21 protein-coding genes and 4 pseudogenes are annotated in these 20,300 nt (G+C 58.4%); 16 read left to right on the top strand and 9 right to left on the bottom strand.

Annotated features, from left to right (window positions below):
* Positions 1-209: 209 nt before the first annotated feature.
* From ACR9ZQ_RS00950 to ACR9ZQ_RS00915, 8 genes are all read left to right on the top strand, one after another.
* Complete coding sequence (locus tag ACR9ZQ_RS00950; protein WP_481426589.1) at positions 210-644, top strand: EF-hand domain-containing protein; 435 nt, start codon at positions 210-212, stop codon at positions 642-644.
* 32 nt (positions 645-676) lie between these two features.
* Entirely contained in the window at positions 677-1,063 is a 387-nt protein-coding gene (locus ACR9ZQ_RS00945) for a hypothetical protein (RefSeq protein ID WP_481426588.1), read from the top strand.
* Positions 1,064-1,082: 19 nt separating this feature from the next.
* Complete coding sequence (locus ACR9ZQ_RS00940; RefSeq protein WP_481426587.1) at positions 1,083-1,661, top strand: RNA polymerase sigma factor; 579 nt, start codon at positions 1,083-1,085, stop codon at positions 1,659-1,661.
* Positions 1,661-2,110 carry a hypothetical protein gene (locus ACR9ZQ_RS00935; RefSeq protein WP_481426586.1) on the top strand — a complete coding sequence of 150 codons (450 nt, stop codon included), beginning with the start codon at positions 1,661-1,663 and terminating at the stop codon, positions 2,108-2,110. The genes ACR9ZQ_RS00940 and ACR9ZQ_RS00935 overlap by 1 nt, the downstream gene beginning before the upstream one ends.
* On the top strand, positions 2,107-2,502 hold the full coding sequence (locus tag ACR9ZQ_RS00930) for a periplasmic heavy metal sensor (protein ID WP_481426585.1): 396 nt from the start codon (positions 2,107-2,109) through the stop codon (positions 2,500-2,502). The genes ACR9ZQ_RS00935 and ACR9ZQ_RS00930 overlap by 4 nt, the downstream gene beginning before the upstream one ends.
* Before the next feature lie 90 nt (positions 2,503-2,592).
* The gene (locus tag ACR9ZQ_RS00925; RefSeq protein ID WP_481426584.1) at positions 2,593-3,144 is read left to right on the top strand and encodes a hypothetical protein; all 552 of its coding nucleotides are present in this window, start codon (positions 2,593-2,595) and stop codon (positions 3,142-3,144) included.
* The gene (locus ACR9ZQ_RS00920) at positions 3,144-3,749 is read left to right on the top strand and encodes a hypothetical protein (RefSeq protein ID WP_481426583.1); all 606 of its coding nucleotides are present in this window, start codon (positions 3,144-3,146) and stop codon (positions 3,747-3,749) included. The genes ACR9ZQ_RS00925 and ACR9ZQ_RS00920 overlap by 1 nt, the downstream gene beginning before the upstream one ends.
* On the top strand, positions 3,742-4,566 hold the full coding sequence (locus ACR9ZQ_RS00915; protein ID WP_481426582.1) for an ABC transporter ATP-binding protein: 825 nt from the start codon (positions 3,742-3,744) through the stop codon (positions 4,564-4,566). Before ACR9ZQ_RS00920 ends, ACR9ZQ_RS00915 begins: the two co-directional genes overlap by 8 nt.
* 61 nt (positions 4,567-4,627) lie before the next feature.
* On the opposite strand, the gene ACR9ZQ_RS00910 is transcribed toward ACR9ZQ_RS00915, so the two are convergent.
* The 3 genes and pseudogenes from ACR9ZQ_RS00910 to ACR9ZQ_RS00900 all read right to left on the bottom strand — a co-directional run.
* Positions 4,628-5,584, bottom strand: coding sequence for an HD-GYP domain-containing protein (locus ACR9ZQ_RS00910; protein WP_481426581.1), 957 nt, complete (start codon positions 5,582-5,584; stop codon positions 4,628-4,630).
* 68 nt (positions 5,585-5,652) lie between these two features.
* A complete protein-coding gene (locus ACR9ZQ_RS00905; RefSeq protein ID WP_481426580.1) occupies positions 5,653-7,479 on the bottom strand; it encodes a bifunctional diguanylate cyclase/phosphodiesterase in 1,827 nt (608 codons plus the stop codon).
* 194 nt (positions 7,480-7,673) lie between these two features.
* Positions 7,674-7,748 (bottom strand): annotated as a pseudogene (locus ACR9ZQ_RS00900) (Na+/H+ antiporter NhaA); the annotation flags it as partial.
* A gap of 337 nt (positions 7,749-8,085) precedes the next feature.
* On the opposite strand from ACR9ZQ_RS00900, the gene ACR9ZQ_RS00895 reads away from it, so the two are divergent.
* Positions 8,086-8,271: a hypothetical protein gene (locus tag ACR9ZQ_RS00895; protein WP_113322326.1), complete on the top strand. Its 186-nt coding sequence runs from the start codon at positions 8,086-8,088 to the stop codon at positions 8,269-8,271.
* A gap of 76 nt (positions 8,272-8,347) precedes the next feature.
* Here ACR9ZQ_RS00895 and ACR9ZQ_RS00890 read toward each other — a convergent pair whose 3' ends face one another.
* Positions 8,348-9,187 carry an SDR family NAD(P)-dependent oxidoreductase gene (locus tag ACR9ZQ_RS00890; protein WP_310384102.1) on the bottom strand — a complete coding sequence of 280 codons (840 nt, stop codon included), beginning with the start codon at positions 9,185-9,187 and terminating at the stop codon, positions 8,348-8,350.
* Positions 9,188-9,617: 430 nt separating this feature from the next.
* Between ACR9ZQ_RS00890 and ACR9ZQ_RS00885 the strand changes: the two are divergent.
* From ACR9ZQ_RS00885 to ACR9ZQ_RS00875, 3 genes and pseudogenes are all read left to right on the top strand, one after another.
* A pseudogene (locus ACR9ZQ_RS00885) lies at positions 9,618-9,907 on the top strand (SOS response-associated peptidase); the annotation flags it as partial.
* A 309-nt stretch (positions 9,908-10,216) separates the two neighbouring features.
* Positions 10,217-10,591, top strand: coding sequence for a VOC family protein (locus ACR9ZQ_RS00880; RefSeq protein ID WP_310384100.1), 375 nt, complete (start codon positions 10,217-10,219; stop codon positions 10,589-10,591).
* Positions 10,592-10,959: 368 nt separating this feature from the next.
* Positions 10,960-12,951 carry an AI-2E family transporter gene (locus tag ACR9ZQ_RS00875; protein ID WP_481427260.1) on the top strand — a complete coding sequence of 664 codons (1,992 nt, stop codon included), beginning with the start codon at positions 10,960-10,962 and terminating at the stop codon, positions 12,949-12,951.
* Between the two features lie 203 nt (positions 12,952-13,154).
* Here ACR9ZQ_RS00875 and ACR9ZQ_RS00870 read toward each other — a convergent pair whose 3' ends face one another.
* Positions 13,155-13,433, bottom strand: coding sequence for a hypothetical protein (locus ACR9ZQ_RS00870; protein WP_481426579.1), 279 nt, complete (start codon positions 13,431-13,433; stop codon positions 13,155-13,157).
* Between the two features lie 627 nt (positions 13,434-14,060).
* Here ACR9ZQ_RS00870 and ACR9ZQ_RS00865 point away from each other — a divergent pair.
* Positions 14,061-14,498, top strand: coding sequence for a hypothetical protein (locus ACR9ZQ_RS00865; RefSeq protein ID WP_481426578.1), 438 nt, complete (start codon positions 14,061-14,063; stop codon positions 14,496-14,498).
* 592 nt (positions 14,499-15,090) lie between these two features.
* Here ACR9ZQ_RS00865 and ACR9ZQ_RS00860 read toward each other — a convergent pair.
* The 3 genes and pseudogenes from ACR9ZQ_RS00860 to vapB form a co-directional block, all read right to left on the bottom strand.
* Positions 15,091-15,225, bottom strand: a pseudogene (locus ACR9ZQ_RS00860) (hydrolase); the annotation flags it as partial.
* 327 nt (positions 15,226-15,552) lie between these two features.
* Complete coding sequence (vapC, locus tag ACR9ZQ_RS00855) at positions 15,553-15,954, bottom strand: type II toxin-antitoxin system tRNA(fMet)-specific endonuclease VapC (protein WP_310384091.1); 402 nt, start codon at positions 15,952-15,954, stop codon at positions 15,553-15,555.
* Positions 15,954-16,184 carry a type II toxin-antitoxin system VapB family antitoxin gene (gene vapB / locus ACR9ZQ_RS00850; protein ID WP_113185894.1) on the bottom strand — a complete coding sequence of 77 codons (231 nt, stop codon included), beginning with the start codon at positions 16,182-16,184 and terminating at the stop codon, positions 15,954-15,956. Before vapB ends, vapC begins: the two co-directional genes overlap by 1 nt.
* A gap of 574 nt (positions 16,185-16,758) precedes the next feature.
* Between vapB and ACR9ZQ_RS00845 the strand changes: the two genes are divergently transcribed.
* Entirely contained in the window at positions 16,759-17,214 is a 456-nt protein-coding gene (locus ACR9ZQ_RS00845; RefSeq protein WP_481426577.1) for a 2'-5' RNA ligase family protein, read from the top strand.
* Between the two features lie 110 nt (positions 17,215-17,324).
* Complete coding sequence (maiA, locus tag ACR9ZQ_RS00840; protein ID WP_310384086.1) at positions 17,325-17,960, top strand: maleylacetoacetate isomerase; 636 nt, start codon at positions 17,325-17,327, stop codon at positions 17,958-17,960.
* 206 nt (positions 17,961-18,166) lie between these two features.
* Here the strand turns inward: maiA and ACR9ZQ_RS00835 are convergent, their stop codons facing one another.
* On the bottom strand, positions 18,167-18,874 hold the full coding sequence (locus tag ACR9ZQ_RS00835; RefSeq protein WP_481426576.1) for an HAD family hydrolase: 708 nt from the start codon (positions 18,872-18,874) through the stop codon (positions 18,167-18,169).
* Between the two features lie 682 nt (positions 18,875-19,556).
* Here ACR9ZQ_RS00835 and ACR9ZQ_RS00830 point away from each other — a divergent pair.
* Positions 19,557-20,110, top strand: a pseudogene (locus ACR9ZQ_RS00830) (IS6 family transposase); the annotation flags it as partial.
* Between the last annotated feature and the right edge of the window lie 190 nt (positions 20,111-20,300).

Below are 20,300 nucleotides of genomic sequence, written 5' to 3'. Positions count from 1 at the left end.
CCACCGCGGGCCGTCCTTCTGCAGGCGTCTACGCAGCGACGGCCCGGCTCCTACGCGGGGTGTCAAACTTTGACCGACATCGAAGTCGACCGCGCCGAACCCACGGGCGAAATTCTTTTCGTCGACGGCGTAGGAGGAAGGACGGGACGACGTATCGGCAGATAAGGTCGCCAACAGCGCGGCCGAACCGATACAAAAGGATCGTTATCATGAATACATCGACCATCGTTGCGGCGCTGCTCATGGCGCTTGCCTCGTTCTCCATTGCGCATGCGCAGGACGCGACCAGCGACCGCGTCTTCCGCAAGGCCGACACAAACGGCGACGACGTGATCTCGAAGGACGAGGCCCTTGCTGCCCGTCAACGCCTGTTTTCCAGGCTCGATCGCAATGGCGACGGCACAATCGACAGGGACGAAAGCGAAGGCGCGCGCGATGCCATCATGGCGCGGGCGGAGGCAGCCGAAGCACGACTCGGCAATGCGATGCGGCGTCTGGACACCAATGGCGACGGCAAGGTCTCGGCTGACGAGTTCCGCGCCGATACATCCCTCTTCGATCTCACCGACCGCAACGGCGACGGCAAGATCTCTCCCGCCGAGGCCGCCTTCATCCGCAACCTCTTTGGGAATCGTCACGGCTGAACCCGCAGACCTCAAACGAAGGAATTCAAGAGATGCTGACCTCTTTCAAATTCTCCTTGCTCTCGCTCGCCACGCTTGTCGCCATTTCGGCGGCCGGTCCAGGTGCTGCCGAGGAATGGACGAGGACAACCCCGCGCGGCGGCCAGATCAGCCGGAGCGTGACCAATGACGGCGACGGCGTCTATTCGGGAACGACCACACGGACCGGCGCCAACGGCGGCAGCTATACCTCCAGCTCCAGCTGCGGGGCAGGCGTTGTGACACGCTGCTCGAGGAGCTATTCCGGTGTAACCGCAAACGGTAAGACCTTCTCTGGCGAACGGCTGTCGGCGCACGGACCTTACAACACGCGTTCGGTCGGCAGCTTTACCGGCCCGGGTGGCAATCGTTACGTTGGGTTTCGCCGCTTTCGCCGCTGACACTAAGAGCCGTATCGTCGTGGAAAAACCGAGGCAGCGCGAAGATGACGACCTGCTGGCCCGTATTGCGGCTGGCAGTCAGGGCGCGCTTGCCCAGTTGATTGCGCGTCACGGCCGCGGCCTGCGGATTTTTGCCGCGCGCTATCTCGGCAATGCGAGCGATGCGGAGGACGTGGTGCAGGACGTGTTCGTAACCGTGTGGAAAAACGCCGGCCGCTTCGATCCGCAGAAGGCGCGCGTCTCGACCTGGCTTTACAAGATCACGGCCAATCGGTGCATCGACCAGCGCCGCCGGCAATTCCTGCGCAATTTCATCGACCTCGACGATCTCGACTGCGACCCGGCATCGGAAGCGCCCGACGCCGAGGCGCGGGTTTCGAACCGGCAGGAACTGTCGATCGTGCGCGGCGGCATCGCCGCCCTCCCCCAGCGGCAGCGCATGGCGCTGCTGTTGAAGGTGGTGGCGGACCTTGACGTCCCCGCCATTGCCGAGGTCATGGGGACCAGTACCGGCTCGGTGGAACAGTTGCTCGTGCGCGCACGACGCGGGCTGCGGAATCATGTGGCGGCCCATGAGGGCCGCGAAAGGAACGTGTGATGACAAAGGACGAATTCGCGCAGCTGACACGTCGCTTCGGCAAGGACGTCACGGCATGGCCGGCGCCCTATCGGCAGCAGGCATTGCTTTTGTCCGCGGGGAGGCAAGACTCGCCGTCCGATCGGGACGAGGCGCTGGATCGCCTGGTTCTGGAAGCGGCATTGGACGATACCGACGAACAGCGCCTGGCCAGCCAGGTGCTGGCGCGCATCGACGCCGACCGGGGCCGGACGTTCGGCACGCGCCTTTCGGCCTTTCTGCTTCGGCCGGCCACGATGACAGCGTGCAGTGCGCTGCTGTTCCTCGCACTGGCTGCTGGCGGCTATCAGCTGGCAGCCTCTGAGGGCAATGCCCTCGACGCGAAGCTACTGGCGCTGGCCACGGGTTCACCGGCAAACACCGGGCTTCTTGATCTTTCCCCCGATGACGGCACGGAGAATGCGCTATGACGCGGCGATCGATCTGGACAGTAGTTCTCATCCTGCTTGGCCTTTCGGTCGCGCTCAACGTTTTCCTGATCGGCTATGCCGCTCACGGCTTGCGCGAAGGAGCGTCAGCCCGCAGCCTCGTCGAGAACGTCGCCAGCATTTACCCGCCCGACGTCAGGCAGGAATTTCGCAGCGCCATGCGCGAGAACCGACCGCGCACCTTCGCGGCATTGCGCGATCTTCGTCGTGCCCGCACCAGTCTGGCCGCTAAGATCGCCGCTTCACCCTTCGACGAGGTCGCCGTCCAGGCCGCGATGAAGGACGTCCGCGACGCGACCGACAATCTGCAGGCCGTCATCCAGGATTATCTCTTAACGGCGCTGAAACGCAGCAAGAGCAAATCCGCGTCCTGAAGCCCGGCCGGACATGACAGGAACACAATCCGCCATTGAATTCCGGTGCGGCAGGGCGATGCCGAGCCGGCCAGGCAGGAAGAGTGATCAATGAAGCACGACAGGCTCATCCTAAGCCTGCTGCAGCAGGAAGTGCTGGGCTCACTCCGGTCGCTGCGCCGCGGCGATCTCGCGTGGATTATCCTCGGCGGCGGCGCGGTTATGGCCTATGCCGCAGCCGATGCCGTTGTGGCCCTGCATGCCGCCGCGCCGCTGCTGCGGAATTCGCGATGGCTTTGGTTCGCTGGCCTTCCGGCTGGAGCATTTCTGCTAGGGTTTTTCGCCGGTCTCGGGGCCATCCATCTCGCTTTGTCGCGCGCCTATGCGCCGTTTATGGCGGCTCTTCCCGTCTCCAACAGGGAGCGGCGGCGCATGGCGATTTTGGCGACCGCCTGCATCGGAACCGGTTTGGCAGTGCTTGTCGTCGGCTTTACCGCGTTGGCCTGCGTCTTGATCGCCAAGTCGGATTCGTTCATGTGGGCTATTGTCGCCGCGCCTCCTTTTGCCGCCGGTTTTGCGGCAGCAGTTGCTGCGCAGCTTCGCGTCCCCTCTTTCTGCCAGCACGCAATGGCGATCATGAAACCAGCGGGGGCAGGCCGCTAGTGACGCTCAACCGCTTAGACCGCGCCCGGCCGAGCTGGGCCGCCGCCTGGGCCTGGAACCTGCGCGCCGGCACTGTGATGCTGTCATGGCGCATTTTCGGAGCCGGCTCAGTGATGGGCCTTGCTGTTCTGATCTCGGCCGTCGGCGGGCTCGCCTATCATCGGGCCGCCCCAGGCGCGATCACCGGTCTGGTAGGTGGGCTCACCGTCTTCATGCTCGCAATGCGCTATCATCCGCTTGGCTCACCTGTGCTGCGCACCGCGCCGATTGGCTTCGGGCGGGCATGGCTGCGGTTCTTGTGGCTTCCACTGCAGTTGTCGACAGTCTTCTTCCTGTTGCCAACCGGGGCTGCGCTGGCGGCGGAACCATCCTCGTGGTCGTTACTCGCGGCGAGCGGGGTGTGGCTGTTGATGCTGAACGGCGCCTATGCGGTTTTCGCCGCCTATTTCATGACGAAACCTCGGATCGCGGCGTTCAGCTTCCTGGCGGCGATCGCCTATGCCACCTACGAATTCTCCGAATACGGCCGGACGGTCGTTCTCGGGTTTCTCGCCCTTGTCATATGGCTGTTCTACCGAACGCGTCGGAGGTTCTATTATGGATGACAGCGCCCATGGATCCACGGACATGAGGGAGCTTCTGCGCCTATCTAACCTGAGCGTGGGTTACGGCAGCCGCGCTGTCATCGCCAGCGTCGATCTGACGATGCGGAGCGGCGAAATCCTCGGACTTCTCGGCGCCAACGGGTCGGGCAAATCGACGCTGATCAAGTCCATCACCGGGCAGCTCCGTCCGCGGACCGGGGCCATCGCCATCGACGGCATCGATCTCGCCCGGAAGCCGGAGCAGGCCAAGGCGCGGTTTGGGCTGGCCATCGACGTCACAGACTTGCCGGCATCGCTTTCGGGACGCCAATATCTCGACCTCGTCGCATCGCTTCGTTCATGCGCCCCCACCGACTGGCGAGACCGTGACTTGCCGGCACGACTGGGTATAACGGCCTGGCTTGATCGGCCAATCGCTGAATATTCACTTGGCACACGCGCAAAGATCGCAATCACAGCAGCCCTGATCGGCTCGCCACCGCTGCTGATCTTCGACGAGTCCCTGAATGGCCTGGATCCGCTCGCCGCTTGGGAGATGAAGTCGCTGTTGATCGAGCTCGCCGCCAGCGGAAGACATGCCGTCCTCATCTCCACGCACGTCGTGGAAACCATACCCCGCCTTTGCAATCGAGCCGTGTTCCTCGCCAAAGGCAAAGTCTCGCGATCATGGGAAAGTGATGATCTTGCCAAAATGCGGGCAACACCTGGCACTTTCGAAGAATGCCTTGTCAGCACGCTCAGGGCTCAACTGCAGGTCCCGCGTCCTGTGGAGCCCGGAGACGGCCTAACTCGCAAATCCGTTTCAATTGAAGGATGAACCGCAGTTCCATCATGAGCGGCTGCGCTTCCGATCAGGAGGAGAAGACCAAGCAGGCAAGCTAGTGCAGCGTTCCACTGATGACCATCTTGGAGACGAACGCTGACAGGAGCTCGTGGTCGAAATGCCCGGGAGAGTTCATCATCATGTTGATTGCTTCAGCCTGTGAGAAAGCCGGCTTGTAGGGGCGGATGGTTGTCAGCGCCTCGTATACGTCGCAAATGGCAGCAACGCGAGCAACATAAGGGATCCTCCTGCCCGACAGGCGATCAGGATAACCGCTGCCATCATAGCGCTCATGATGGAAACGGCAGATATCGAGCACTTCATGCGGCGCCGAGCCCGCTTTCGCCACCATCTCGTAACTCTTTTGCGGGTGAGCGCGGACAAGATCCATTTCCTCGGCGGTTAGTTTCCCGGGTTTGTTCAGGATCTCATCAGGAATTATCATCTTTCCGAGATCGTGTATGAGACCGCCTAGGCCAAGAACACGCACTTCTTCTTGCCCATGACCGAGAACGCGCCCGAACGCGATCATCAAGGCGCTGACCGCAAGCGAATGAAGAAACGTGGTTTCATCCTTCTCCTTCAGCTTGGCAACAGCAATCAGCGCGCCAGTGTTATCGAGCGTTTCCAACATGATGCGCTCAACCGCACTGCTCGCTGCCTCGTCTGCAAAACAACCGTTTGCGCGAGCATCCTCCAGCACATGACGAAGATGCGGTCCGATCTCCTGAATGGATTGTCTCGCGCGGCTGATCTCAGCCTTTGAAAAGATGGCCAGCAATTGCGCCTCAAAGCTTGCCATAGCGTTGCGTTGCGACGCTCCTTCGACATCGACGCCCTTCGTGATGTCAATGACCACGCTTCTTACATGTCCATTGGCAAGCCTTCTGACATCATCGCCTTTGGAGACCAGAAAAGGCTTGAACCGAGCGGCATCCACTTGGGTCGTAAACTCCATATCGTTGATGAACATGCCGACCCGGAGCTGATTCAATTGGATGCGTTTGAGCATTTATGATCTTCCTGAAAATCTTGCATTATCGATTGATGAAACGAAGCCGGAGAAACAGAAGATCTATCTCAGCTGGAGTACCTGAGTGGCTCCGAGAAGGACCCGCGACGCACGAGCCGCTGGCCGCGCGCGCTTAGGAACTGACCCGCCTTCAGGGCGTCCATCGCTCTGGCGAAGAGATAGCCCTGACCCAGCCTGCAACCGAATGCTTCGAGACGGCGGGCCTGTTCCTCGTCCTCGATGCCTTCCGCCACCACGCGGATGCCAAGCTTACCTGCGATCGAAAGCACGCCTTCGACGATCACCATCCCGGCGTCATCAATGCTCGTTCGGTCAATGAAGGATTTGTCGATTTTGATGATGTCGACGGGCACCGTCAGAAGATGGGTCAAGGAGGCATAGCCGGTCCCGAAGTCGTCGAGCGCGACTTTCAGGCCCTCCAAGCGCAAGGCTTTGATCTCATCCGCCACCACGTGGTCTCGCTGTCCGAGGTAAACAGATTCCGTCACCTCGAGGATCAGGTGATCAAGGGGGACATCCGCATCTTCGAAGACTCGGCAAATTTTGTCACGCAATCCTCCCTTGCGAAAGTCGGCAGCTGACAGATTTACGCCGACATGCTGTAGAGGAAGCCCGTCGTCGAGCCATGTCCGCATGTCCTTCGCAACTTTGGCCAACATCCGCTCCGTCAGCGTTGAAGCAACGTGGGCGTCTTTGGTCGCCTCATGAAAATGAGCGGCTGCAACAACGTCGCCGGAGTTGGTCTTCATCCGGCACAAGGCCTCCAGACCGACAGCCTCGCGCGTATCAAGGCGCACGATCGGCTGGTAGTAAGCCTCGATGCGGTTCTCGGATAGTGCAAGGCTGACGTCCCTTACCGCCCTGAAGCGGCGTGTCAACGCTGTCCCGAGTCCCGAATGGTACTCGACGAATTGTCCACGGGCATGCTCTTTGGCGTGGTAGAGCGCGATGTCTGCATTTTGTCGGACTTGCTCAGGATCGATATCGTCGGTCGCCAAGGCACCGCCGAGTGTCGCCGCAGGAAAGACGACGTGGCCCGCGCAATCTGTTGGAGGTTCGAGTACCCTCAGGATCTGAACCGCTTTCCGCTGCAGATCAAGTTCGCCTTCGCCGACGGCGATGATTGCGAATTCGTCGCCGCCCAGCCGATAGGTCCTTTCCCTGCCCGCGGCTGTCGCGATGCGCTCCGCCAGAACGCGGATCAGAGCATCGCCAGCCGCGTGACCAAACGTATCGTTCACCGGCTTCAGATTGTCGACATCGGCTATTATAATGCCCCAGCCGTGATTTGCAGGCGGCGTCAGGGTTCGAAGAGCGAGATCGAAGGCAGCCCGGTTATGGAGCCCTGTAAGTCCATCCGTGTATGTCAGACGCTGACGCTCGGCTACCCGTTCTTCACGCTCGATTGCGATCGAGCACAGATGCACACATGCATCCACAATCGTTTGCTCAAGCTCGCTTGGTCCCCGGTTCTCCCGGTAATAGAAGGCGAAGGTACCGATGACGCGGTCGCCGCTCTTGATCGGGCTTGACCAACAAGCCTTCAAGCCAAGCGCGAGAGCAAGGGCAGCATAGTCGGTCCATATTGGGTTCGTTTCTATATCGGTGACGACAACCGGCGACCCAAGGAAGGCGGCGGTCCCGCAAGAACCTGCATAAGGCCCTATTTTGACGCCGTCCACCGCGGCGGAATATGATGTTGGGAGCGACGGCGCCGCCAGCGTCGACAAACGGACGCCATCGGACTTGAGGACTGTGGCCGCAATGCCCGGAATCGCTGCTTCAACCTTTGAGCACAATGCTGAAAGCGTGGTCGCCAGCGGCTGGCCTTTGGCAATCATTTCAAGAATGGCATTCTGCAATTCTAGGATCATGAAAGGGCGTCTCGAAAGGGAAGCCCTCTTTAACAGCCGCAGTTTCCGATCAAGTTACCGTATCGATTAAATATTGATCAATTTGGCGGCTGGGTTGGTGGGTCAGTCGATGTCCCCGCTCAGATTCGGCGGCGACGTATAATCAGTCCATCGCCGCTCGCGCCAGCAATGAACATCTCTCGGAACCGAGGCGCGCCCGCGTTGGAAAATCCGAAAATCGGGACGATCAGGAAGGCTACCGGCTTGTGAAGGCCGTGCTCCAATTTATGGCCGGCGCCATGATGATTGCCGGAGCCTTGACGCGGATTTCCGCGCCGGTGGGTTTGTTTATCGATGCCATTGGTGGCTCGCCGGTGGTTCCGGCGGTATAGGTAGACAAGCGACAGCTCAAATGCGCCTGCGTCGGCGGCGACTGCAGGCTTCCGCTGGGTTTCATCTGCCTTGCGGAGAACCTGATGATGGTCGCGGGTGGCGGTCTGTGCGGCCATTTACAGGCTCCAGACGACAAGACTGCGAATTTCAAATCTGGTTTCAGATGGTGACAAGTGTTGAGGGAACCGGCCCCGATTTGTGCTCGTTTCGCCCTTGAAAGGAGCGACTACGCAAATGCCAGCCACAGCAGATAAAGAATATACGCCCTCCACCCTCCACGACCGCTACCAGATGGACCTCGGCGAAGCCAAAAGGCTGATCAACAGTTTCGGCAGCAATCGCCTCGAGCTAGATCGTCTTCTCGGATCGCGGGACAGGTCATCGCCTCAGGCCGGCGAAGAAAACGCGGCCGCAGCCTGAGGCGGATCGCTGGCTGGGTGCATTGGAAGATCGATATCATCGGCCCTCGTCGTGATAGCCCTCATCGCCAACCACTTTAGAGCTTGGCTTGGTCGACGTCGCTGAGGCGCAACGCTCTGCCGTCTGCCGCGACTATGGCGTCCATCTCCTCTGCAAGCGCGTCGCGATCATCGACACCACGCAAGAGGCGGCCGGCTAGAGTATCGAAACGTCCGGCGGCGATGTCGGCAATCAAGAGTGCAGCCCGCGACGGTTCGATGTTGACGCCATCATCGAAAAGCTTCTGGATCCCGGGCAGGTAGGTTTTTCCTGCTTCTGAAAAAAGCTGCATTTCGGTCATCGCACTCCGAACGAGGCCGGGATCGACCGCAAATGCGCGCACCCCCTGGCCGATGGTGGTGTCGTTCAGGCATTCCGTGAGCCGCATGACGGCGGCTTTGCTGGACGCGTAGCCAGAGCCATGGGGAAAGCTGTTGCCCGTTCCGCCACCAACGAGGTTTACAATCCGGCCCCTACCCCGCGCCAACATCATAGGGGCGGCCGAGCGGCAAGCATTGAAAGTGCCTCGCAGATTGATCTCGACATCCCGCCACCACACAAGAGGGTCACAGTCCCAAATCGGGCCAAAGCCCTGGAACGAGCCGTGATTGTTGATCAGAATGTCAACAGGACCCAATTCGGTCGCCACCCGGGTAAGGGCATTTTCAACAGCGGCAAGGTCGACGATGTCCGTCGAAATAGCGATCGCTTCCCCGCCCTCTCCCTCGATGAGAGAGACTGTTTCCTCAATCTCGGTCACCGTTCGCGCCAGCACGGCAACCTTTGCTCCCTCCCTCGCCTGCTCTAGAGCGATTTCTCGACCTATCCCCCTGCCACCGCCAGTTACGACCGCGACCGTATTCGAAAGGCGGGCCATGCTGACTCCTATGCATTGCCAAAATGATCTGGTGATAGAACTATGTGTGCGGCGGCGGCTGATGACAATGCCGCCCCCTGGCTTTTTTGGCTTGGGCTAATCCAGCGGTCGTCTTAGCCGACGAGGTCGCATAGCGCTACGCGGCGACCGAGAGGCTCGGGTCGGGCGCGAGATCGTTGGCTTCAGGAACCCGTTTGGATCCCTGCTGCGACGACAGCGCCGTGCCCGCTTGGCGCACAGGCAATCTCGTCAGGAATATTCATGACGCTTCAAGCTCTGCCACAGCAGGGCCTCACCTACAGCGAGATTGCAAGGAGGATCGGGTTCGAGCGCAGCTGCTGAATTATCCGCCGCGATAGCATTGCCTCGGCAGGTCACAATTTTTACGAACCATTTCGCTCTTCGGCCACTCTTAGTATATTCAGAGCTTGCCGGCATCCATGTGCCGCAATGGAGAATCGTCCGGAAGGTACAGGACGGACTGACGACCGATGTCCTCTATGGTTTCCTGACCACGGACCCGAACGATCTCGTGAAGCCGATCCATGAGAAGGCCATGCCGATGCTGTTGCTGTCGAAGGAAGAGACCGACACCTGGATGCGGGGGCCCTGGCCCGCCGTCTGCCAACTGACGCGCTCATCATCTCCTCGCGCGAACCGTACGGATCCACGATCGTCTCGACATCCGAAGAGCCGATGGAACAGGGCGGTGTGCTTTGACGCCTGAACTCTAAGCTTGATTGTGTCGGAAACGAAAAAGCCTGCCGCGGGAGGAGGTGCGGCGGGCCTCTCGAAATATTGAACATCGGCTGGGAGGAGGATTGCCGCGGCCATCTATTGCGCGTCGAAATCCAGCTTTGGAAGAACACCAATGCGCAGGCGGCAGACAGGGTGTCGGCCCGGGTCTAGCGTCAGTAGGTTAAGTTCTGTGAGATGACATTGACTTCGTCTCGATAGTGGCCGACCTCCTATCCTGGGCGTTCGTTGGAGTGCCATAATGACCGACCTCATCGTAATCGGAGATCAAGCATGTTCACCCACGTCATGATTGGCAGTAACGACTTGGAGAAGGCCAGGGCGTTTTACGACGCGACGTTCGTTGCTCTTGGTGGGCAGCGCGGCGAGATGGATGCCAGAGGCAGGCTGATTTATGTCCATGAGGGTGGCAGGTTGATGATCACGAAGCCGATTGACGGCAAGCCGGCGACTGCGGCGAACGGTGGGACAATAGGAATTGCCGCCGCAAGTCCCGACCATGTTCTGGCGTGGCATGTCGCCGGCACCGCCAACGGCGGCACGTCCATCGAAACCCCGCCTGTGGAGCGTCCGAACGGGGCGTTTGTCGCCTATCTTCGCGATCCGGACGGCAACAAACTCACGGCACGGTCTTCACCAACGAAATGAACAGGAGCAACAACTCCTTTAAGCTAACGAGCGCTTATCGGAAGCACCCCGAACGAGACCGCTCGAGGAAAAGCTGGCAGTTACACTTGGAGTGCCTCAACAAAGGTGAAGTGTGGTGGAATCCAAGAGTCCCGCTCATCGTCCTCGCTGTCAAACAAGTTAACCTTCTGGGTTGAGAGGCCTTGCCGAAGCCTTCATGTTACGGCGACCTGTGTCTTTCACTGCCTTGTCCCGACCTCGATACGAGTTTTCGTCGCTAAGCGGTTACTAAGCGAACGAAACGCGTTTTGCCGTCCAACCAGGAGCAGCAAACCATTGCCGTGGTAAACCTGTGCGCTAATTGCAGAAGAGCAAGTAAGAAGACCCTTATCGGCTCTTCGAGCTACCCCAGGGAGGCGGAAGTGGAAAATGACCTCGGCGGCCCCCGCCGCGTCTATTCGATCTCGCCCTCCTCGCCGTCAAGGATGCCGGCATTTGCGAGTGTACTCGCAGTTATCGCCATTCTCTATTTTGCCAAGGAAGTGCTTCTTCCTCTCGCAATTGCAGTCCTGTTGACGTTTGCATTGGGTCCGATTTCCTCTCGGCTGCGCAAGCTGGGTGTTCCCAAGATTTTGGCGGTCATAATCACCGTCGTGCTTGCTTTCCTCGCTCTCATCCTGTTCGGGCTTGTTGTGGCGGGACACGTTGCTGAGGTCGCTCAAAACCTCCCAGCTTATCAAGGCAACATCATAGCAAAGATCCGGGCGCTCCAGGAAAGTGGAACCGATAACGGCATTGTTCGGCGCCTGACGTCAGTCGTGGAGAGCGTCGGACGCGAACTCAACAGCGCCGAGCAGAGGTCAGCTGCTCCAGGTGGTGGTTTCACGCCAAGGGAGCCTCTGCTAGTCGAAATATTCGCGCCTAGCCGGCCGATCGAAACGCTTACAAGCCTGATAGGTCCCTTGCTCGGTCCCATTGCGTCATTGGGCTTGATCATAGTCGTCGTTATATTCATGCTTCTAGAGCGAGAGGAGCTTCGCGATCGCTTTATCCAACTCGTTGGCTATGGAGACCTGCATCGCACCACTGAAGCAATCCAGGAAGCGGGCAGCCGCGTCGCCCGTTATCTTCTCATGCAGTTGGTTGTGAACTGCGCCTACGGCGTGCCCCTGGCCGTCGGTTTGTGGGTGGTTGGCATTCCCAATGCGGCGCTGTGGGGAATGCTTGCGATCGTCCTTCGATTTGTCCCCTACATCGGCCCCGTCATTGCGATGGTTCTACCGCTGTTCCTGGCCTTCGCAGTCGACCCGGGCTGGAGCCTCGTTCTTTGGGTTGGGGCCATCTTTCTCGTGCTGGAACTGACAAGCAACAATATCGTGGAGCCCTGGCTCTATGGTTCACGTACCGGGCTCTCTCCATTGGCGATCATTGTGGCGGCGATTTTTTGGGCGTGGCTTTGGGGACCGGTCGGTCTGATCCTTTCGACGCCGCTGACCGTATGCCTGGCTGTTTTGGGGCGGTACGTCCCACAGTTCGAGTTTCTCGAAGTTCTTTTCGGCAGCAACCCGGTACTCGATCCCAAGGAGCGCCTCTACCAGAGGCTTCTTGCTGGGGATCCTGACGAGGCGACCGATCTCGCGGAAGAAATCCTGGAGGAGGATTATCTGGAGGACTACTACGGCAAGGTTGCCATTCCGGCTCTTCTGCTCGCCGAGAAGGATCGGCGTCGGGGTGTTTTGACGGCAGAGCAGATGGAAAAGGTGTTTGGGGCCGCCATTGCTCTGATCTCGAACCTGGCCGAAATTGCCCAGGAAGAAGAGCAGGAAGAAGACGGTCAGGAAGAGAAAGAGTTGGCAAGTGGGCAACCCTCCACCCCCGCCAAGGAAGGTCATGGGATTGAAAGGGAACTGCCGGACGGGCGTGGCAAAACCGTCGTCTGCATCGGAGGCAGAGGCTCGCTCGATGACGCGTCAGCTGCGATGCTCGCCCAGGTCCTCCAGGTGCAAGGTGCCGACGTGGTCGCAGCAAGACATTCCGAAATTGCCAATCGCCGCGCCATGAGCCCCGTTCCGAAGCAAGCGAACGCCGTCGTGGTGTGCTTCCTCAACGAGGATTCGGCCAGGCATGCGGGCATACTCATTCGCCGGTTCAAGCGTATGTATCCGGCAATGCGCGTCGGCGCAGTCCTATGGGCGGAAGGCGAAGAGGATAGGCAATCGTCCGCGCTCGCGGAGGCTGACTTCATTGCCTCCACCTTGACCTCGGCGGCCCGCGAGGCACTGTCCAATGCACCGCCGTCAACATCGGTGGCACCGCCGCGCAAAATTCGGGTCAGACGGTCGCTCAACACGACAAACGCTGCCGCCGTGCAGTCACTTTGACATGTAGCGGCCTCACGGTTTGCCATTCTGACGACCAAATGCCGAAACGACATCCTCCACAGGGTCGTCGGGTAGTGCCGGCCCCGCATCTCCGGCCAACGGCCAGGGGTGTGCGCCGGGGACAGGAAGCTTGGGGCCGGCAAGAAATGTGACGAAACCAATGATCCTCGGGCAAGTCACTAATAGGACTTATTCACGTAGCATCAGTTCCGACTGTTGGCGAAACGGCGAGAGGGCGAAGTGGGGGTCTGCGCGTCATCGGATTGGGCGAGGTCCTCGCTACCGCGAAGTTGTGCGATCCCGAGCTGAACGACCTTGATCATGTCGGTCATCCGCTGCCCGCGGCTGTCCTGGTACTGTTCCAACGTGGGGGTATTAAGAGCCACGTCAATCAGCGCAGAGATGCGATTTTCTCTCACCACTTTGGCGCCTGCAGCCCAAACCCGTTCGAACAATATTCGATCTGATTCAATAATCGGCATGATGTTCCGCTAGCTGATTGATCCTCACGCAGTAGAGCTAGAGACTGGTCTCCCGTTTTTCAAGTGCGACAAAATTATGATTCCGTCACAACATTTGCCGTTGTTGCTACAATGCATCATGTAGAGCTAAATAAGCGACAGTACATATCAAAATAAGCTGCCGTAGCAGCTATATACTAGCCGTTTTCCGGCTGGCACGATTTGTTCAGCCATTCCAAGATCCAGGTTGGTGGACCGCGCAAACGAACCCTAGGGCTTAGAAGGGATCATCACAGAGACAGGTTCGCCGCGCGATCCGCGCGCGAAACGCAGATCGTGATTGAAAGTTCCATTGCACCGATCGCTTGCCGTTTTTTGTATTCGCGAAATGTTCTTCAGCCAAACGTGAGGCGGCGCGCGCTGTCTCTGCCCATCCCTTTTGCGACCAGATCCGCTCGCGCACCAAACTGACAAAACCGCCGTTCTAGCGGCCAAGCTCTTGTTCGATATGCTGTAGCATCTTGGGATTGAATTAATTGAGACTCTACACGCAAAAAGGAGTACGGTCCTCTCGTCGGCCCGGAAGTACAACGGTAGAGGCCGGTTGGGAGACCATGGGTGCTCTTGCCGCAACACAAGGTGCCGGCGATGTCTCTACTCCATCTGCTTTCGTTGCAGGACGAAGAAATCGATCTCATTACAGCAGTCGTTCAGAAATGGTCTTCCGCCCATCGGACGCCCGTGGACAGTCAACGTGGACGCCGGGCAATGTGTGAGGCGGTGAGCATGGTCCTTCTTGCCAAGCAATCGCATGAACTTCTCTATGCAGAGCTTAGCCGCCACATGGACAAGCCCGTTATAGAGTTCGAAACGCACGCGCCTCCACTCGACAATATCCTGTCAGTTGAAACGGCAGGCCTGAAACTCATTCTGTTCGAGATGAAGGCCCCGAGCGTGATCGTGGACGCTAGCCAGTGCACGAATCGTTTTTATGGTGCGGAGCATGTCCTGGCAAATCCGCCCTTGAGCAGTTTGGGCCCGATCTCTTCCCCATTCGGTGCTTCGGCGTATCGTCGTAGCCCTTGATTTCGATCTGCAGCCCGCGTTCTTCCAAACGTTCTTTCAGCCGTCCCTTGGCGATCAGCGCCATCTTCCGTTCCTTGATGCACTTTGCGTGTGATCCTATCTCCGGGGTATCTATTCCCCACTGGAACGGCACTCCTCCTCCCAGCAATCGCATTGGCTTCCAGTCGCAGCGCACGGTGTCGCCGTCGACCGCCGTCAGGCTGGCGCACTTCAACATAGCGGTGATCATTGTATCGTGGCGCCATGCGCGGCCATCCACGATAATTTAGCGGTTGATGCTTCTTGCACTACCAGAGCGTGATTGCCTTATTCTCCTCAAAGCCGTAGCAGCCCCGTTGCGGGCAGCGCGTGCCGACTGGCTCCTCATGGTCGCAATAGTGTTCCACGATCACGTTTGCGCCGGGCGTTGTCGAATGGCCTTCGTTACACATTGATCCACGCCTTCCACAAAGTGGCCTGATGCTCGTCGGTCTAACCGGCTGACGACTGCGTGGGACTAGAAAAGCCCCATGTCATTGCGAAGGCGCCGGACCGTCCGATCGATGAGCGACGGCTGCGTGCCACGCTCTAGGGCTCGGGGCCATGCCTGGCTCTAGGTCTTCATACGCCTGGCGGCAGCAACAATGGTCGCCCCGATATCCGCAAATCCGAGCCCGGCCGGCCTGGTCGAAATCCACCGAGGGGCATGGGGCAAGTGCGGCACTATCGGCAGGATATTGTTCACGCCGCGGCGTCACGCCCCCCCGTCGTTCTCGTCAGCAGCGGAATGCCGATTGCTGCTCGAGAGACAGGATTTTCTCGCTGACACAGGATGGCGACAGACCGCGACGCTTGCGGTCGCGCGGAAGCCCCCACTGTCGAGTTTGTATGGGCCCGAGACCGGGCCAGCAATTGCTATGGGCTCAGACCGCGGATCCGCTCACCCAGGAGAAATTCGATGCCACTCGGATGAACAATTGACAAAAGACCTGATGTGATGGGGTTCGCTCCGACAACCGCTGGTTAAAAGCTTACTGCAATCCGCGAGATCCGGCTATGCGATTAATTATTTAAACTAGGTTGTCCAATCTTCCACTCGTAGGCCGGGCACGCGATCAAATTCCCGGCGGTTATTGGTAACCATAATCAGTCCCCGCGAGCGCGCATGTCCCGCAATCAATTGATCATATGGACCAATCGGAGTTCCGCTACGCGCCAATTCAGCTCGCAGTTGACCGCTATGGTTTGCTGCCATTTCGTCGTACGGCAATACCTCGAGACGCGCTACGAAGCCCTCCACAACGGAAAGGTTCTTTTCAGGACTGGCTGACCTTTCCGCTCCGTAAATCAATTCCATTAGGCAAACCGAGCTGATGCACAGCTGATCATGAGAACGATTAAACGCGTCTCGAACCTGCTGCGGTCGATTTTTGATCGTAAAAATGCAGATATTGGTGTCGAGCATGTACTTCAGCATCAAAATGCCTCACGCTCCTGCAAAGCAGGTTGATCACGCTCGCTCATGAAGTCGGATGTCGCCTCCGCTCCTTCAAACCAGCTGTCCCAGATCTCACCAGCTGGTGCAATGATACGAGTGCGTCCCACCGCAACGATGTCGACACGCTTTACATCATCAGGCAAAGCAAGCGCCTTTGGCAAACGGATCGCTTGGCTACGATTGCTTTGGAATACTGCACCCTGCTCCATCTGCACGTCTCCGAATTGCATTGATTATGACGTAACCTAAATGGCCCTCTTGATGGGATATGTCAATGGGATATACGACTTAGGTCTGCTGCCCATGCGATCCATGCCGCACCAGACGCCTTCGCCTTGACTGGAATCGAACCGGAGACCCGCGCCTTAGATGCTAAGTGAATGCAGGCCCACCGAACCGGCGCACGGAGGCGGGGTACCTCGTAGCGTCCTTCTATGGGACCGCGTTACTTCGAGATTGTTGCCCCTGGCCCCCCGACCGCTAACGAAATCGTCACGGCACGCACCAGATCCATTGAAATGCTCCACCGGCGAGGCAATTTCAGAATCGAATACGCTCAAGTCGGGTCGAGCGATCTTTCCGGCGGGGTGGGTAGAACTCAGTGCTTCGAGGGCGCCCGTGATCCAAACGAAAATTGACACTCTCTGGCTCAGACAGTGCTGCGCTTTTCACCTTCAATATTTTCCCGACACTCCGCTTCTATCAAAGCTCTGCGACTTGCAGAATCGCATCGAGCAGCAGAGTACCGCGCCGCTTCTGCGTGTCCCCCTTCAAAGCCTGCACATGACGGTCGTCACGTTGATCGACGCGAGGAGTCAATTTAGGGTTCCAAATCATGAGGTCTGGAAGCTGGAAGGCGCTCGATGGACAGAGATCATCGATAGGCTAGTTGAGAAGACGCCGCCGGTTGATCTTGAATTCAGCGAGGTAGCTACTTCGGAGGCCGCTGTCTTCATTAAGGCAAAAGAGCCGCCAGAATTGCACAGACTGCGTGCGGACATTTCACATGCCATCTGCTTCGAGGATTGGCGTCCGAGACCACCTCAGATCGCCCACATCACGCTGTTTAGGTTTCATGCTGCAAAATCGATATCAAAGGTCAAAGTGAACGCCCGATTTGTCCCGATAGCGGCCGCAGTTCGATCTCTTCAATTGCTAGAGGAACTGGTTTATCCGAGTATCGAGATCACCAGGCTGAGTGCGCCGCTACTACTGGGCGTGTGGGATGAAGCTTCGTAAACGTACCGGCAAACGTCTTGTTTTACCCTCTCGGTCAGCTCGCCTAGCGCCATAGGCATTCTGATGATCCGACCAATATCAATACTCCGATCTTGAGGTGACCAGTCGCGATGCGTCTCATAAGCCGATGGCAGAATTCCGCAGGGGAGCGTGTGCGGATTGCCCTTCGCCTGAAGGGTATCGATTACACCTATATCCCAGTCAGTTCGCTGGAACACGGCCAATTTAGCGAGCTCAACCCGCAGGGGCTGCTGCCTGCACTCGATGTCGGCGGCCGCATCATCGCCCAGTCGGCCGCCATTCTCGATTATCTTGAAACGACGTTTCCGGAACCAAGCCTGTTGCCTGCTGATCCGGTGACCCGCGCTCAAGCGAAGGCATTCGCAGCCCTGGTCTCTTCTGAAATGCATTCCCTGACGGTGCAGCGGGTGAGACGGTTTCTGACGAATGAATACGGCGTCGACGACAAGGGCGTCGAGTGCTGGGTTCATCATTGGCTGACATTGGGCCTCGAGGCGCTGGAGGCCACGCTTAAGCAACGGGCAGTTCACTCGGTCTTCGCTTTTGGCGACCGCCCGGGCTGGGCCGATTTGCATCTCATACCGCAGCTCAGCGCGGCGCGCCGGTTGCAGTGCGATCTAAGCCCTTACCCCCAGCTCCTGGAAGTGGAACAGCATTGCGTTGTCCTTGACGCCTTTCGCATGTCACGCCCTGAAGCCCAGCCGGATTTCCCGTCTTCACCGTGATCGAGGAGGCGGCTTTACGGTGAAGGCGGGATCAAGTTTACGTTCAACCGTCCGCTCTGGTCGGGCGCAATCCATAGCAGAATGTCGTTGGTGATGGATCCTATCCGACGTTGCGCTCCCACCTTGGTTTCAATGCTCATCGAGGCGCGGCGCAGCGACGATTATCACGCGGATTGGCACCAGCGCGCGCAAAAGCAGGCGTCTCCTTACTCGAGAAGCCTGCCCTTGTTTTTCGAGCTCGCCGATAATGCGTTCTCCATCGTTCCGATCAGGTCGCTGATCTCTGCCATGGAAGAACATATACACGCTGCCCCGGATTCTAAGAGGCGCGCCTGTAGAGCATCATAAGCATGCCCGCCACCAATAAATCCAACGGACCTCATTCCCGCGCGTCTTGCCGCTGTCACAGCCGCGACGGAATCCTCGACGACAATGCAATCTGTCGGATCGAACCCCATTTGCGACGCAGCAAACAAGAATACATCGGGCGCAGGTTTCGAACGCTTGACCTGACTGACAGAAAAGACGTTGGCACTGACATGGTCGAGCATCCCAGTGCGATCCAGATTGTTCGTCAAGGCTATGAGTTCCGTTGATGACGCCACACTTACGTCGTGCCCATGGTTCCTGATCGTTGTTATCGCTTCCTGCGCGCCAGCCATCGCTTTCAACTCCGTTGCAAAGCGGCGGTCGCATTCGTGTAAAATGTCGTCAACCCAGCCATCCGGTAGGTTCAAACCGTGCTCTTCGGCGAGCTTCTGCCATGCCGTCCGATGGGGAATCCCGGCAAACCGTTCGGAAATAGTCGATGCGGTTGTTGGGTGGCCCAACGCGGTCAGAGCCTCAGCGTCGACCGTACAAAATATGGACTCTGAATCGATCAGCACGCCGTCACAGTCGAATATTACCAGCATCCCGGCTCGTTCCTTTAAAAAAGCCCATCTGATGATTGGTCCGTGACCCCACCCGACGCCAAGACCTAAGTGATCGTCGCAGATTTAGCCATAGTCCCCGCCTCGGGACCATCGACTTGTTTCGCGTCGGACCCCACGCGCACTATCGTCACGCTGAAGACTTGGCTTAACTATGCGAGGATCGCACACCGCCCGCTCCCGGCGGCGGGTCACTGGCGGAGCGAGGATGTCCGGGCCGATCTCTTGCTCGATCGGGAGTGGCCCTGCCTACCTCAAGGATGAAACGAGGCCGCCTCTGGTTGTTTCGGTCTTCGCGCTGAGGTTCATTGAACAACTCAATCAGTTTCCCGAGAAAGGAGAGCGACAGCAGATACGGGTTCCGCCGGCAGAAGCCTTATCGATGGTACAGGAGCCGGAGTTGAAGGGCTTGTTCCGACTGGTGCATTGGAGCCTGAATGGTTGATAGCGCCTGTCTGCATGAGGTGACTAGCTTAAGAGGTGTCGCAGGTTACCTGAACTTGCGTTCTGAGCGGTCGACAATTTAGGGCTTGAGATGGATAGAAAGAATTCGACGGCTACTAAAGAATCTCGCAAGTAGAGCGGTTCCACATCTGTGCGGATTTGGCGCCCCAGAAGGTATTGCCAAGTTGTTTGACTTGTCTGCGTGGGCTATTCGAGCCGGATGAATATCCCGTGCCAAATGCCGCGCCTGAAAGGCTTTCGCTTTGCCGGTGAAATCATCGCCTATGCGGTATGGGCTTATCATCGCTTCGCGCTCAGCACCGCCGACGTGGAAGACCTGCTTGCCGAACGCGGTGTCATTGTCAGCCGGGAAGCAATCCGGCTTTGGGTCAATCGCTTCGGGCGGCATTTTGCAGTTTGTGTCCGGCGAGATCGACCTGCGCCTCGCGATAAATGGCACATCGACGAGGTCGTGATCACGATCCGTGGCAAAAAGCATTGGCTATGGCGGGCCATCGACGCGGACGGCCATGTGCTCGACATTCTGGTTCAGCCATGTCGAAATGCGAAGGCCGCAAGGCGTTTCCTGCGCGGCCTGGTTGCTCGGTTCGGCATGCAAGGGTTGTCGTTACGGACAAACTCCGCAGCTACATCAAGCCGATCCGAACCCTCGCGGCAGGCGCCGAGCATCGGGCGCACAAAGGACTCAATAATGCGGTCGAAGTCTCGCACAGGCCGACACGAAAGCGGGAGAAGATAGTCGGCCGGTTCAAGTCACCGCGGCAAGCACAGAGGTTTCTCGCTGCCCACGACCAGATCAATCTGATCTTCCGGCCCCGCCGCCACAAAATCAACGCCGCGTCTTGCCGTCACGCCAGGGCGGATGCGTTTGCCCTCTGGCATGACTACACCGCAGAAATGACCGCCTGACCTCGGTCCAGTTGATCGCGCGCAACTTGCTTCA

The sequence above is a fragment of the Rhizobium sp. KNZ14-9A genome (assembly GCF_056755015.1).
Note: the sequence above shows the minus strand (reverse complement) of the source record. Positions and strands in the feature narration are given on the sequence as shown.